Source organism: Gordonia sp. (in: high G+C Gram-positive bacteria) (genome assembly GCF_020438995.1).
Taxonomy (GTDB): domain Bacteria; phylum Actinomycetota; class Actinomycetes; order Mycobacteriales; family Mycobacteriaceae; genus Gordonia.
On sequence record NZ_JAGQTN010000259.1, the window covers coordinates 1 to 13,476 of the forward strand.

General features: G+C 65.7%; 13 protein-coding genes and 2 pseudogenes. 8 read left to right on the forward strand and 7 right to left on the reverse strand.

Annotation, left to right across the window (positions count from 1 at the left end):
- Positions 1–186: 186 nt before the first annotated feature.
- A complete protein-coding gene (locus KDB67_RS18155; protein WP_291018639.1) occupies positions 187–1,398 on the reverse strand; it encodes a type II toxin-antitoxin system HipA family toxin in 1,212 nt (403 codons plus the stop codon).
- A gap of 26 nt (positions 1,399–1,424) precedes the next feature.
- Positions 1,425–1,631, reverse strand: a complete 207-nt coding sequence (locus KDB67_RS18160) for a helix-turn-helix domain-containing protein (RefSeq protein WP_291018647.1) — start codon at positions 1,629–1,631, stop codon at positions 1,425–1,427.
- A 354-nt stretch (positions 1,632–1,985) separates the two neighbouring features.
- On the opposite strand from KDB67_RS18160, the gene KDB67_RS18165 reads away from it, so the two are divergent.
- Entirely contained in the window at positions 1,986–2,120 is a 135-nt protein-coding gene (locus KDB67_RS18165) for a hypothetical protein (protein ID WP_291018649.1), read from the forward strand.
- 457 nt (positions 2,121–2,577) lie between these two features.
- Here the strand turns inward: KDB67_RS18165 and KDB67_RS18170 are convergent, their stop codons facing one another.
- Together KDB67_RS18170 and KDB67_RS18175 are read right to left on the reverse strand one after the other, a co-directional pair.
- A complete protein-coding gene (locus tag KDB67_RS18170) occupies positions 2,578–2,919 on the reverse strand; it encodes a type II toxin-antitoxin system PemK/MazF family toxin (RefSeq protein ID WP_291018657.1) in 342 nt (113 codons plus the stop codon).
- Complete coding sequence (locus KDB67_RS18175) at positions 2,916–3,113, reverse strand: hypothetical protein (RefSeq protein WP_291018659.1); 198 nt, start codon at positions 3,111–3,113, stop codon at positions 2,916–2,918. The genes KDB67_RS18170 and KDB67_RS18175 overlap by 4 nt, the downstream gene beginning before the upstream one ends.
- Before the next feature lie 241 nt (positions 3,114–3,354).
- On the opposite strand from KDB67_RS18175, the pseudogene KDB67_RS18180 reads away from it, so the two are divergent.
- Positions 3,355–3,474: pseudogene (locus KDB67_RS18180) on the forward strand (excalibur calcium-binding domain-containing protein); the annotation flags it as partial.
- 44 nt (positions 3,475–3,518) lie between these two features.
- Here the strand turns inward: KDB67_RS18180 and KDB67_RS18185 are convergent.
- The 3 genes from KDB67_RS18185 to KDB67_RS18195 form a co-directional block, all read right to left on the reverse strand.
- Positions 3,519–4,262, reverse strand: coding sequence for a glutamine amidotransferase (locus tag KDB67_RS18185; RefSeq protein ID WP_291018661.1), 744 nt, complete (start codon positions 4,260–4,262; stop codon positions 3,519–3,521).
- Positions 4,263–4,354: 92 nt separating this feature from the next.
- On the reverse strand, positions 4,355–5,344 hold the full coding sequence (locus KDB67_RS18190; protein WP_291018664.1) for an LLM class flavin-dependent oxidoreductase: 990 nt from the start codon (positions 5,342–5,344) through the stop codon (positions 4,355–4,357).
- Between the two features lie 38 nt (positions 5,345–5,382).
- Entirely contained in the window at positions 5,383–6,777 is a 1,395-nt protein-coding gene (locus tag KDB67_RS18195; protein WP_291018667.1) for an L-serine ammonia-lyase, read from the reverse strand.
- Positions 6,778–6,990: 213 nt separating this feature from the next.
- Between KDB67_RS18195 and KDB67_RS18200 the strand changes: the two genes are divergently transcribed.
- The 6 genes and pseudogenes from KDB67_RS18200 to KDB67_RS18225 form a co-directional block, all read left to right on the forward strand.
- Positions 6,991–8,217 (forward strand): sarcosine oxidase subunit beta family protein, encoded by a 1,227-nt coding sequence (locus tag KDB67_RS18200; protein ID WP_291018670.1) that lies wholly within the window; start codon positions 6,991–6,993, stop codon positions 8,215–8,217.
- A 31-nt stretch (positions 8,218–8,248) separates the two neighbouring features.
- Positions 8,249–8,515 (forward strand): sarcosine oxidase subunit delta, encoded by a 267-nt coding sequence (locus KDB67_RS18205; protein WP_291018673.1) that lies wholly within the window; start codon positions 8,249–8,251, stop codon positions 8,513–8,515.
- Positions 8,512–11,706, forward strand: a complete 3,195-nt coding sequence (locus tag KDB67_RS18210) for an FAD-dependent oxidoreductase (protein WP_291018676.1) — start codon at positions 8,512–8,514, stop codon at positions 11,704–11,706. The genes KDB67_RS18205 and KDB67_RS18210 overlap by 4 nt, the downstream gene beginning before the upstream one ends.
- Positions 11,699–12,310, forward strand: a complete 612-nt coding sequence (locus KDB67_RS18215; RefSeq protein WP_291018679.1) for a sarcosine oxidase subunit gamma family protein — start codon at positions 11,699–11,701, stop codon at positions 12,308–12,310. The genes KDB67_RS18210 and KDB67_RS18215 overlap by 8 nt, the downstream gene beginning before the upstream one ends.
- Entirely contained in the window at positions 12,310–13,122 is an 813-nt protein-coding gene (locus tag KDB67_RS18220) for an IclR family transcriptional regulator (protein ID WP_291018682.1), read from the forward strand. Before KDB67_RS18215 ends, KDB67_RS18220 begins: the two co-directional genes overlap by 1 nt.
- Before the next feature lie 70 nt (positions 13,123–13,192).
- A pseudogene (locus tag KDB67_RS18225) lies at positions 13,193–13,476 on the forward strand (hypothetical protein); the annotation flags it as partial.

Below are 13,476 nucleotides of genomic sequence, written 5' to 3' on the forward strand. Positions count from 1 at the left end.
ATAAACGGGCATCAGATAAACGGGCATCGGATAAACGGGCATCGGCTGAGCCCGGCGGTCGGTGACCGCGACAATATCAACACCGCACCACGCCCGACTGACCCGTGCCGCGACTCGAACTGCGTCCCGCGTATCGGATATCGCGATAAGCGATTCGCCGGACGAAGTCGGCGACGCGGGAGTGTGTCATCGGAGGAGCGAGGCTTGGCGTTCGCGTAGGTGGTTTTCCAGGTGAGCGGTGGTGCGATCGTCGAAGCCGATCTCGGCGCATCGCTCGATCCAGGGGGTGGCGGCCGAGGTGAGTGAGTCGAGCATCCGGGAGACCGCCCGTGGGCGTAGACCGAGGCGTTCGCCGGATTCGACGATGTGGGTGTGGGTCAACCGGTTGTTGCGGCCGTAGAGCATCATCGCCATCGGATCGCGCCAGCCCGCATACGGCTGCGTACACAGCAGGTCATACGACGGTGTGGGCAGCCAAAAGTCTTCTGGTGCATAGATGGACAGATTCTTTCCGTGCAGATCACCGTTGCCGATGAGCCACGAGAACGACACCGTCTGCAACAGTTCGAGCGTTGCGGCTGCTGCCGAACCTCCGCCGTCCGCGCAGGCGCGGGACAGTTCTTTGATGGCGGTTTCGGTCTTGAGACGGTACTTGCTCGCCGGGTACGCGCCGGCCACCTGACAGGCGTCTTCCTGAGGAATCCGGCGTCCGTCCGGGGTGCGGTCGAAGCGGGCGACCAGCAGTGCACTGACCCCGTTGACATCGTGGACGACCTCGTGGGTCGGGGTGCGCAGACCGCAGCCGCGGGCCATGCGAAGGAAGAAGTCCTCATTCTCGGCGATCCGTGGGTAGCGGGCCGGGCTGAACTTCAAGATCGCGGAGCCTGAGGTTCGGCGAACCGTCGTGGTCAGCCGCTGCGCCGACACCTTCGGCTGCACTCCCGAAAGTGCAATCGGGTCGACGTCGATCGTCTCGCCGAGCGATACCGCGAGCCTGCTGAAATCGGCGACTTCGGGATTGTCGACCGCAGGTTCGACGCCGATCGGTGCCGTGCCTGCGGGTGCGATACGGACGTTGCCGATGGTGTCGGCGCCAACGGAGAGCAGAAGCGTCAAATGGTCGTCGGCGGACGTCTTGGTCGAGGCGATGGCGGCATCGAGCCGCGCCCCCTCAGGTAGGAGTCCGGCGAAGAACGGAGGCACCGCACCACCGTCGGCGGTCGCCTGCCGGAATGTCGGGGTAGACAGCAACGTCCACGCCACGGATCGGTTGCGGACTTCTGTATCACGATGCGCGTCAAGGAATTCGGTGTGGTACCGGAAGGTCACCCGGTCGCGGTCGTCGCGGAGCAGAACAGCTGCTCGCGCGTCGTTGATATAGACGTCCGCCTGCCTCATCTGGCGAAGTTCCGCGGGTGCGGTCATCATCGCGCTTGCCCCGGCCGCAAGACGCCGATGTGGAGGCCGAGTACTTCGGCGACGGCTGTGAGGGCTTCGAGCCGGATCGAGCCGCTGCCGTATTCAAGGGCCTGGACCGTCGACCTGGAAACTCCGCTCAGGTCGGACAGAGTCTGCTGGGTGAGGTTCAGTCCTCGTCGGCGATCGGCGATCGTGGCGCCAATGCTTGTCAAGGCGGGCACAGTTGACCGCTGACGTGGGGTCGTCCGTCGTGGTGCACCCATACAGTCTCCTATGCCTTGTATTTCATGCGTAAGCCTAGATCCATCGTGCCTTCATCGTGCCTCCTGAGTCTATGCTTTGCTTCTCAAGCATAGTAAGTCGCTCGTTGCGCCTTGTGTCACGCTCGCGCTGTAGCTGAGCGGGAACCATCGATGCGGTGCCGTGGGACGTTTGGGGTCGGAATGCGATTGTGCCCAATCAGCTCTTGTTCGGAGGGGAGATCTGCCCATTGATGGAGAGAACTACCCATAGTCGTTCACCGATGGCCGTGAGGGGGACCGAGCCAGAGCGACGGCAGCTACTACATGCAACTCTCGCCAGGAACCCACAAGATCGGTGTGCGTGCCACCGGTATCCGGGGCGGCTGCAACGTCGGCTACCTGTCGGCGTGGGGTGGCAACCTGCGCATCGAGACCGACGCCGACAACGGCATCGGGTAACGGGCATCGGGTAACGGGCATCGGGTAACGGACATCGGGTAACGGGCATCGGGTAACGGGCATCGACTGAGCCCAGCGGTCGGAAGCCGCGACGATACAACACCCCACCGGCGGCGAACGCGAGAAGCATTCGCCGCCGGTCTTGGTGCTGTATGTACTCCGGCACAGTCCGGGAAGACTCGCGTCAGCCGATCCTCACCAGTTCGCTGCAGGCGGTCGAGTTGGGGGAACCGAGCTTGCCCAGCGTCGGTAGACAACACCCGAGTCAGCAGGACCGAGGTTCCCGCTGGAAGGATGTCAGGATGCCCGGGACACGCCGGAGGTTGGACGCGGTCGTCCCCGCCGGTCCGGGTTCGCAGCCACGAGCGCCTGGAAGACTTCGTCCTTGGAGTAGTGGTAGGCGGAGACGATCTACCTGACGTCAATCTCAAGCAGAGGGGCCTCCTCGACTTTCACACTATCGGGACTGCGGTGACGCGACGGCTGTGAGGCCGAGATAGTGCGCGAGGGCCCGCTCCACCTGTGCCAGTTCGTCGCGGGAGAGGTAGTCGACTGGATCGCCGACCAGGTAGTCAGTGTCGATGGAGCGGATCTGATCGATCAGCATCGTTGTCGTTCGCCCCGCGATATCCAGTTCGGGTCGGTGGATCGCCGGTCGGGCGGAAGTGGACGTCGGGATGACCGTGACCACCGACAGGGGTGATTGCGATGGGGAGATCACCAGACCGAGCCGCCTGCCGCACTGCTCGTGACCGCGCGCCTGGCCGAGGTCGATGCGGTACACCGCGCCCCGGATCACCAGGCTTGAGGTTCGACGTTGATATCTTCGCCGGTGAGTTGTTCGGCGTCGGCGCGGAACTGTTCGAGCCACCGTTCGTGGTCCAGCAGCCGTAGCGCCCGACGCAGCGTGTCGGAGGTACTTTCCCCGGTCCGCGCAGCCGTGCGGAGTATGCGCTCGTCCTCGGCAGTGGGCCGGAATCCGATTGTTGACATACCCTCATCGTACTGCTTTGTTCAACATTTGTTCTACAGACTTGGCATGCACATACCCGACCACGATTTCAGCTGGTCGCACAAGCAGAACTCGAACGACGACGACGCGACACGACCACGCACCCACACGCCGGGGCGTACCACCCCGGGCACATCGACACCCCGCACTTCGACACCCCGCACTTCGACACCGGAGCGCACCACCACGCCGCAGGCGGTGACCTCGCCCACGACGGGCGATGTCTACTACGGAAACTGCTCGGAGGCCCGGGCAGCGGGTGCGGCGCCGGTCTACGTCGGGCAGCCGGGCTACCGGCCCGCTCTCGACCGAGACGGCGACGGCGTCGGCTGCGAAAGCTGAGCGCTCCACACAAACGCACTGGACCGAAAGGCCCGAGTTCCAGTTCAGCAGGGAATGGCGGCAGATGTTCCGCGGGTGGTGCCGGGCGCACCGGCTGACCGCAGCCACGCCGCGAACACTTCTCGCGCATGGTCGGCCAGTTGTGGTCCGTACCGCCCGGCGTCGGCACGGATGGCCGCCGGGTCGATGCCGTTGGTGGCCAGTTCGTGGGCGTGTCCGATGAGCCATTGCTCGATGCGGTCGTGGTCGGCTTCGAGATGGAATTGGAGGGCGAGGACGGCCGGACCATAGTCGAATGCCTGATGCGGGAATCCTGGGGTGGATGCCAGTAGCCGGGCGCCGTCGGGGATGGCGAACTGGTCGCCGTGCCAGTGCAGTACGGGCACCTGCCCGAGCATCGCGAGCGGATTGTCCGGGACATCGGCGAAAGTCAAAGGTGCATAGCCGATCTCGATGCGTCCGGTGGGTTCGACCGCCGCACCCAGTGCCGCAGCGATCAGTTGCGCACCCAGACATACCCCCAGCGTCGGCAGGCCGCGGTCGATTCGCTCAGCGATGGCCGCGATCTCGTCGGTCAGGTAGGGGTAGGCGCGCTGGTCGCCGACCCCGATGGGGCCGCCCAGGACCACCAGCAGGTCGGCATCGTACACGGCGTCCGGGTCAATGCGGTCGATGCCGGCGTCGACATAGTCGATCCGGTAGCCGGACTCAGTCAGCACCGGAGCAAAGATGCCGAGATCCTCGAACAGGAGGTGTCGGATCACGAGGACTGTCGGGGTGGCGGACATGGCTTACTGGTGCTCCTTCGTCGAGGGCCGAACGCAATCGGTATACACCAGCCAACTACAAGAACGGTGCACGCGCTGAAGTGGCGGCGGTGTCAGAGCTGGGGGATCACCTTTTCGGAGAGGTCGGTGATGGTGCGCATGGTGATGTCGGCGTCGGCGATGGCCTCGGCGTAGAACGCGAGACGCCTGGCGCCGGTCGTCTCGATGAACCGGCCGAGCCCGTCGACGACCTGCTCGACCGAGCCGACGATCGCGGCGTGCACGGCCATCTTCACCTGATCTTCGGAGGTGAGCGGCTTTCCGTCGGGACCGACGTGAAACTCGGGGGCCTGCGGGACGTGCGGATGGTCGCCGTCCTTGAACGATTGCAGCGCAACCTTTTCGAGCCGATGCCGAATGTCGGGGTCGTCGTCGACGATGACGGTCAGGGTGTGCAGGTGCCGGGGATCACCCACCGGATCGAATGACCGGTAGGCCTGTTCGATCTGTACCCGCGGCTCAGCGGGCATCGCGAAATAGTGTTGCAGCGCAAGACCATTGCGAGCGGCCAGCTCCAGGCCGGCCGCACCGGTGGTGCCGAGTAACAGTTCCGGATGCGGCTGCGTGAGCGGCGCGGGTTGCAGGTCCGACTCCGGCGCCCAGTGGGTGAGGATCTGCCGCGCACTCGACGCCGGCTCGTCGTCCCAGCGGGCGAAGTCGACGCCGAGCACATCGTAGTCCTTCCGATATCCGCCCCGGCCCAGACCGAGGCTGAACCGGCCGCCGCTGAGTTGGTCGAGCAGCGCGGACCGTTCGGCCATCTCCACCGGATGCAGCAGCGGCGACAGCGTGACCGCGGTGCCGACGCGGATCCGTTCGGTGCGGCCGAGCAGGAATCCGGCGGTGGTGAGCGCGCTCGGGTTGATGCCGAATCGGATGAAATGGTGTTCGGTGACCCACAATTCGTCGTAACCGAGTTGTTCGGCGGCATCGGCCTCGCGCAGCGTCAGGTCGAACACCCCGGCCGTGGTGGGCGCGAGGTTGGCGCCCATGTTCAGGAACAGTCCGAAGGTCCGGTCGCTCACACCTGTGATAGCGGTCATGGTTCGAGGTTAGCCAACCCTAACTAACCTGTCGATAGTCAGCATTCGACGATATTGAGCGGCACGTGCACGGCAAGTCCGCCCGTTGCGGTCTCCTTGTACTTACTGTGCATGTCGCGGCCGGTATCCCGCATGGTCGCGATCACCTGGTCGAGACTGACCCGATGGGTGCCGTCGCCGCGCAACGCCATGCGGGCGGCATTGATGGCCCTACCCGCCGAGATCGCATTGCGTTCGATGCACGGAATCTGGACCAGTCCGCCGATCGGGTCACAGGTGAGACCGAGGCTGTGTTCCATCGCGATCTCGGCGGCATTCTCGACCTGTGCCGGTGAGCCGCCGAGGACCTCGGCCAATCCCGCGGCGGCCATCGCGGCAGCCGACCCCACCTCGCCCTGGCAGCCGACGTCGGCACCCGAGATCGACGCGTGCTCCTTGATCAGCGCGCCGACGGCACCCGCGGTGAGCAGGAACCGCACGGTCGCATCGTCGTGGTCGGCGCGTCCCGCGGACGTGTAGCGACGCGCGTAGTACAGCACGGCGGGCACGATGCCGGCGGCGCCGTTGGTGGGAGCGGTGACCACCCGCCCACCTGCGGCGTTCTCCTCGTTGACGGCCAGCGCCACCAGGTTCACCCAGTCCTCGGCGAACTCCGGCGCCCGGTCGGGGTCCTCGTACACCAGCCGCTGCCACCACACCTTCGCCCGGCGCTTGACGTTCAGACCGCCCGGCAGGACACCATCGGTTCTCATACCGCGACGCGCACATTCGTGCATCACGTCGGCGATCTCCAGCAGATACTTGGCGACGTCGTCGCGCGAGCGGTGCACCGCCTCGTTCGCGAGGGTGATGTCGGCGATCGAGCACCCCGACGATGCACACAGCTCAAGCAGTTCCCGGGCATCCGAATAGGGACATGGGACAGTGTCGGCGGCGGGTCCACGCGACGACGCGGCGGCCCACTCCGATGCCGTGACGACGAAACCACCGCCCACCGAGAGATAGGTTTCCTCCGCACTGGGTGCAGGGTCAATTCCAAAGGCACGCAATGTCATCGCATTCGGATGCTCGGGCAGGTACGTATTCGCCCGGCAGACGATGTCGTCGGTGGTGAACGGGATCTCGATCAGGCCGCCGATCCGGATCCGGCGGTGCACCGCCATCCAGGCGAGCCGCTGCTGTTTGGTGTCGGTGGAGATCGTCTCCGGCCGTAGTCCCTCCAGCCCGAGGAGGACGGCGTCGAGGGTGCCGTGACCGGCGCCGGTGGCGGCGAGGGAGCCGAACAGTTCGGCCTCCACCCGGATCGGCTCGACGAGCAGACCGCGGTCGGCGAGGTCGGCGACGAAGCGCTGTGCGGCGCGCATCGGTCCGACGGTATGGGAACTCGACGGTCCGATACCGATGCTGAAAAGCTCGAAAACACTGACAGTCATGGCTTTGACCTCGATGGATAGTGTACTGCGGATTCTTCTCCCCGATGGCTGCAAGTTCTGGAGTCCGATTGACAACGCAACGGACAGGCTACACCATTGTTGCATGACACGCGCTTAGTTGCGCTGGTCGCAACAACTGTTAGGTCCGAACACTCACCTCTTCGTGATCGACTTCTGATCTCACACACCAACCGACATGCAAGGACAGCCCAGATGACAGCCCCCGGAGCAGATCTGCCACAGCATCCGGACTTCTTGTGGCACAACCCCGATCCCCGGCCGAACTACGACGTGGTGATCGTCGGCGGTGGTGGACACGGCCTGGCCACCGCGCACTACCTGGCCCGCAATCACGGGATCACCAACGTGGCTGTGCTCGAACGCGGTTGGCTCGGTGGCGGCAACATGGCGCGCAACACCACCCTGATCCGCTCCAACTACCTGTGGGACGAGAGCGCTCGCATCTACGAACACTCGCTGAAGCTATGGGAGGGCCTCGAGGACGAACTCGGCTATCAGATCCTGTTCAGCCAGCGCGGCGTGCTCAACCTCGCACACACCGAACAGGACGTGCGTGACAGCATCCGCCGCGTGGAAGCCAACCGGCTCAACGGAATCGACGCCGAATGGCTCGACCCCCAGCAGGTGGCCGACGTCTGTCCCATCGTCAACGTGTCCCCGAACATCCGTTATCCGGTGCTCGGCGCCACCTTTCAGCCACGTGGCGGCATCGCCAAACATGACTATGTGGCATGGGGTTTCGCCCGCAGCGCGGTCAACGCCGGCATCGACATAATCCAGAACTGCGAAGTTACCGGCTTTGCCACCGACGGCGGCCGGGTCACGGCGGTCGAAACCTCCCGCGGACGCATCGGAGCGGGCCGGGTGGCGTTGTGCGCGGCCGGACACACCTCCACGCTCACCGACCGGCTCGGGGTTCCGGTGCCGGTGCAGTCCCATCCGCTGCAGGCGCTCGTCTCGGAGTTGCTTGAGCCGATCCACCCGACGGTGGTCATGTCGAATGCGGTGCACGTGTACGTCTCCCAGGCGCACAAGGGTGAACTGGTGATGGGTGCGGGCGTGGACTCGTACAACGGGTACGGGCAGCGGGGCGCGTTCCACATCATCGAAAGGCAGATGGCGGCGGCCGTCGAACTGTTCCCGGTGTTCGCGCGCGCCCGGTTGCTGCGCACGTGGGGCGGCATCGTCGACGTCACGCCCGACGCCTCTCCGATCGTCGGTACCACCCCGTACGACAATGTCTACCTCAACTGTGGCTGGGGCACAGGCGGATTCAAGGCGACACCGGGGGTGGGCTGGTGTCTGGCGCATACCGTCGCAACCGGTATGCCGCACGAGATCAACGCCCCGTTCACGCTGGAACGCTTCTACACCGGTGCGCTCATCGACGAACACGGCGCGGCCGCCGTAGCTCACTGACCTACAGCTCACTGACCTGAGAGACATTGCGATGCAACTGATTCCATGCCCGCACTGCGGGCCCCGCGAGGAAACCGAGTTCCACTACGGCGCCGCGGCCGGTATCGACTACCCGGAGAACCCGGCCGGACTCGACGACACCGAGTGGGGCCGGTACCTGTTCTTCCGACCCAACCCGAAAGGTGTTCTGGCCGAACGCTGGTGCCACGTCGCCGGCTGTCGGCAGTGGTTCACCGCCGAACGCGATACCGTGACCTACACATTCCGTGCCTCGGCAGCCAAGGATGATGAATCATGAGCCAGTCCAACCGCATTGCAGCGGGAGGCCGGGTCGATCGCGATCGGCCCGTCGACTTCGTCTTCGACGGTGTGACCTACACCGGATACGCCGGGGACACTCTCGCCTCGGCGCTGCTGGCCAACGGGGTGCGCACGGTCACGACCAGCGTCAATCTAGGCCGCCCACGCGGTATCAGCGGATCATGGGCCGAGGATGCCACCGCCCAGGTCGGTATCGACGCACCCTTCATCGAGCCGATGGTACCGGCGACCACCGTCGAACTGTGTCCTGGTCTTGTGGCGCACGGGGTTCCGGGTTGGGGAAGGCTCAGTACCGAACCCGACACCGCACGTTACGACAGGCTCCACCACCACCCCGACGTGCTGGTCGTCGGGGCCGGTGCGGCCGGCCTCATGGCGGCGTTGATCTGCGCCCGCGCCGGGGTGTCCGTCCTGCTCGTCGACGAACGCAACGAACCGGGTGGGTCGACACCGGGTGCCTCGTGGGTTGCCGCTGCCGTCGCCGAGTTCGACGCATTCGAACGCACCACCAGACTGATCCGCACCACCGCATTCGGCGGCTACGACGACGGTTTCGTGCTGGCCGTCGAGCACCGTACCGACCATCTCGGGGATCAAGCACCCGCACATGTATCGCGGCAGCGTTTGCACCGCATCCGGGCCCGGCACATCATCATCGCGGCCGGTGCACATGAACGTCCGATCGTGTTCGCCGACAACGACCTTCCCGGGGTGATGCTCGCCGGATCCGCCGCCGACTACGTTTGCCGGTACGGGGTGCGCCCCGGGTCCACTGCCGTCGTCTACACCGCCTGCGACTCCGCCTATGAGGCCGCGTTCGCGCTCTCCGGTGCCGGCACAACGATTTCCGCCATCGTCGACACCCGGGACGAGGTCGCGTCGGACCTGCTCGACGAGGCTCGTAAGCTGCGGATTCCCGTCCACCCGGGCGGCTATGTGGTTCGCGCGTTGGGAGCCTCCACTCACCAGACCCTTCGTGACGCCTCGCCTAACGGCTCGGCTCCTCAGGGATCAAGAGGCACCACCACGACCGACAAACCACACAAAACAAGAAACACCACCACAACCAACGAACCACACGAATCAAGAAACACCACCACAACCGACAAACCACACAAAACAAGAAACACCACCACAACCAACGAACCACACGAATCAAGAAACACCACCACAACCGACGAACCACACAAAACAAGAAACACCACCACAACCAACGAACCACACGAATCATGGGTAACCACAGACGAATACGCGGCGACCTTCTTGATCCCTGAGGCCGAAGCGACGAAGGAGCGAGGGTCTCGAAGGGTCCGGCGACCAGAGGCACATGAGGTGATCGGGGCGGAGATCAGTGCACCGGGACTGGACACCGGGACCGTGATCGATTGCGACACCATTCTGGTGAGTGGGGGATGGAATCCGGCGGCGCACCTGTGGAGTCAGCTACGGGGCACGATTGCATTCGACGAGACTGCGGCGGCGTTCCTTCCGGTGGGTTCACTGACGAACGTCGAGATCGTCGGCGCGGCAGCGGGTTTGCTCACCGAGAGCGGCTGTCTCACCGACGGCCGCCGAGGTGCGCTGACGGCGCTGCGCAAGATGGGCATACCGCTCCCCGAATTCCGGGACGTACCGAAGACACCCGAACGCACCCCGGCGGCGACGGCGATCTGCTGGCGCAGTCCCGGCGACCCATCCACGGCGACAACCTCATTCGTTGATCTGCAGCGTGATGCGACGGTCGCCGACATCGCCCGAGCCATAGGCGCAGGCATGCGGTCGGTGGAGCACGTGAAGCGGTACACCACCATCGGCACCGCCCACGATCAGGGCAAGACCTCGGGGATCGTGTCGTCGGGCATCGTCGCCGAGTTGCTCGGGGTTCCGGTCGCCGACACGGGCACCACCACGTTCCGCCCGCCGTACACGCCGGTGTCGTTCGCTGTGCTCGCCGGACGTGATCGGGGTGATCTTTATGATCCCGTGCGGCGCACCCCCATTCACGACTGGCACGTCGAATCGGGGGCCGTGTTCGAGGACGTCGGGCAGTGGAAACGGCCGCGCTTCTATCCGCGCGTCGGCGAGGACATGGACGCGGCGGTCCTCCGCGAATGTGCCGCGGTCCGTTCAGGTGTCGGCATTCTCGACGGGTCGACGCTCGGTCTGATCGAGGTGGCCGGACTGGATGCCCCCGCGTTCATGGACATGCTTTACACCAACCTGATGAGCACGCTGAAGCCCGGCAAGATCCGCTACGGGGTGATGTGCGGCGCGGACGGGATGGTGATCGACGACGGCACGGTGATGCGGCTCGCAGACGATCGCTATTGGGTGTACACGACCACCGGCAACGCGGCGTCGATCCTGGACTGGATGCAGGAGTGGCAGCAGACCGAGTGGCCGCAGCTGCGGGTGTTCAGCACCTCGCTGACCGATCACATGGCCACGTTCCCGGTGGTCGGGCCTCGCTCCCGCGAGGTGATCGGTGCCGTGTTCGGCGAGCTCGACGTGGCCAATGACGCGTTCGCGTTCATGGATTGGCGGGACACCACCTTCCGCGGCGTGCCGGTGCGGGTGGGACGGGTCAGCTTCTCCGGCGAACTCGCGTTCGAGGTGAACGTTCCCGCCGGGTACGCACGCGCTGTGTGGGACGCCCTCATCAAGGCCGGTACGTCGTACGGGATCACTCCGTACGGCACCGAGGCGATGCACGTCCTGCGAGCGGAGAAGGGCTATCCGATCATCGGGCAGGACACCGACGGCACCGTCACACCGCACGATCTCGGCCTGGGCTGGGCGGTGTCCAAACGCAAACCCGACTTCATCGGAAAGCGTTCCTATGCAAGGCAGTCCAATCTGGACCCGAACCGCAAACAACTCGTCGGACTGCTGCCGGTGGACGCGACCACCCGGTTGCCGGAGGGGTCACAGGTGATCGACCACAACCCCGATCGGGTCGTGCCGCCGGCCCCCGTGCCGATGCTCGGGCACGTCACCTCCAGCTACGACAGCGCCGAGCTCGGCCGCCCGTTCGCGCTGGCCCTTGTCGGCGGCGGCACCGGACGCATCGGCACCCGGCTCGACGTGCCCGTCGGCGATCGGCTCGTCGAGGTCGAGGTCACCTCCCCCGTGTTCGTCGATCCCGAAGGAGCCCGCCGCGATGGCTGAGATACCGATGATCACGCCGCTGGCAAGCTGGTCGCGGCGCTTCGCGGCGCTCGCACCGGCCGTGCTGGTCTCCGAAACACCGGTCGCGGCAATCAGTGTGCGCACCACCGACCCCGGCGTGATCGACGCACTCACCCTGCCCGGTGCGTGCGCGATCAGCTCCGCCGACGGCACCGACGCGATCTGGCTGGGACCCGACGAGTGGCTGCTCACCCGCCCGGGAATCGCCGCGCACGACTGGCTCCCCGTCCTGCAGACATCGGTGGACGCCGGCAAATCCGCGCCGGGCGGAACCTATCTCGCCGACACCACCGGCCAACGTACCCGCATCACCCTCGATGGACCTTATGCCGCAACGGTTCTGGCGCACGGATGCGCGATCGACCTGTCGCCGGGCCGATTCGGGGACACCGCCGCGGTGCAGACCTTCCTCGCTCAGGCCGGCGTGATCGTGCACCGCGAGAACAGTGGTTTCGCCTTGTACGTACGCTCCTCGTTCGCCGACTATCTCGCCGCGTGGATCGTCGACGCCGCAACCGAATACACCGCCACAACCGAGTCCCCCACCGCCCAGCGCAGCGGAATGTCCGCAAGGATGCTCTGATGACCAGCCCGAAAGAGACGGACAAGACCGATGCCACGGGAGGTGACCGGCAGACCGGGAGCACCGTCCAATCCGTCGACCGGGCACTGCAGATCCTCGAACTCATCGGCCGGGCCGGGTCGGCCGGCGTCAGCGACCTGGCGGGGCAACTGGGCGTCCACAAGTCGACGGTGTCGCGGCTCGTCGCATCGCTGGAAGCACGCGGATTCGTCGAACAGGTGCCGGGCGGGCGCGACTACCGGATCGGTTTCACAGTGGTGCGCCTGGCCGGAACCACCGCCGCCAAACTCGACCTCGCCACGTACGGCCAGGACGTGTGCAACCGGGTCGCCGCCGCCACCGGCGAAACCACCAACCTTGCGGTGCTCGACGGCACGCAGGCCATCAACGTCGTCGAAGCACTGGGCACCGCGAGCGTCGCGATGCACACCTGGATCGGACAGGCGACCCCCGCACACGCCACATCGTCGGGCAAGGTGCTGCTCAGCGCGCTCACCACCGCGCAGCTCCGCGACCTCCTCCCGGCGCGGCCGGCGGCGTACACCGACAACACCGTCACCGACCGCACGCGACTCATAGACGAACTCGGCGTTGTCGCCGAACGCGGCTGGGCGGTCGCCGACGAGGAACTCGAGGTGGGAATGGTGGCCGTCGCGGTCCCCGTGCGCGACCACACCGGCGGCATCATCGCCGCGCTGACCATCACCGGACCTCGCTACCGGATCGATCCCGCCGACGCCCCCACGATCGCCGCCGGCCTGGCCGCGTCGGTGGCCGAACTGAGCGCGAAGTTCGGCCACACCGGCACCTGACCCGACCGCTCCGCCGACCCAGGCCATTCGATCCGTGGCGCAATTCTGTGATTGCCGTCACAATACCTACATGACTGACACCGGTGTTCTCGCGAAGATCGAGGCAGAGGCGGCCCAGTACCTGTCCGCCGGCGAATGGACGCACGCACTCGCCGAGTATTCGGTGCTGCGGGAGATCCGATCCCGCCGCGAAGGCCCCTACTCGGTCACCTACCTGTCCAACCTGCACGATTGCGTGCGGTGCATGTCGCAGCTGGCGCTGTGGTCCGACAGCGACCAAGCGTGCCGCGAACTGCACAGTAAGTACGTCCGGACGCACGGCCGCGGGCAGGCGTCGACCGTCGACGTCGCCAA

What these genes read in the sequence shown, in the direction of transcription:
- KDB67_RS18155 (WP_291018639.1), bottom strand. Translation starts at nt 1,398, where the DNA reads ATGAGGCAGGCGGACGTCTATATCAACGACGCGCGAGCAGCTGTTCTG.
- KDB67_RS18165 (WP_291018649.1), top strand. Translation starts at nt 1,986, where the DNA reads ATGCAACTCTCGCCAGGAACCCACAAGATCGGTGTGCGTGCCACCGGT.
- KDB67_RS18175 (WP_291018659.1), bottom strand. Translation starts at nt 3,113, where the DNA reads ATGTCAACAATCGGATTCCGGCCCACTGCCGAGGACGAGCGCATACTC.
- KDB67_RS18185 (WP_291018661.1), bottom strand. Translation starts at nt 4,262, where the DNA reads ATGTCCGCCACCCCGACAGTCCTCGTGATCCGACACCTCCTGTTCGAG.
- KDB67_RS18190 (WP_291018664.1), bottom strand. Translation starts at nt 5,344, where the DNA reads ATGACCGCTATCACAGGTGTGAGCGACCGGACCTTCGGACTGTTCCTG.
- KDB67_RS18195 (WP_291018667.1), bottom strand. Translation starts at nt 6,777, where the DNA reads ATGACTGTCAGTGTTTTCGAGCTTTTCAGCATCGGTATCGGACCGTCG.
- KDB67_RS18200 (WP_291018670.1), top strand. Translation starts at nt 6,991, where the DNA reads ATGACAGCCCCCGGAGCAGATCTGCCACAGCATCCGGACTTCTTGTGG.
- KDB67_RS18205 (WP_291018673.1), top strand. Translation starts at nt 8,249, where the DNA reads ATGCAACTGATTCCATGCCCGCACTGCGGGCCCCGCGAGGAAACCGAG.
- KDB67_RS18210 (WP_291018676.1), top strand. Translation starts at nt 8,512, where the DNA reads ATGAGCCAGTCCAACCGCATTGCAGCGGGAGGCCGGGTCGATCGCGAT.
- KDB67_RS18215 (WP_291018679.1), top strand. Translation starts at nt 11,699, where the DNA reads ATGGCTGAGATACCGATGATCACGCCGCTGGCAAGCTGGTCGCGGCGC.
- KDB67_RS18220 (WP_291018682.1), top strand. Translation starts at nt 12,310, where the DNA reads ATGACCAGCCCGAAAGAGACGGACAAGACCGATGCCACGGGAGGTGAC.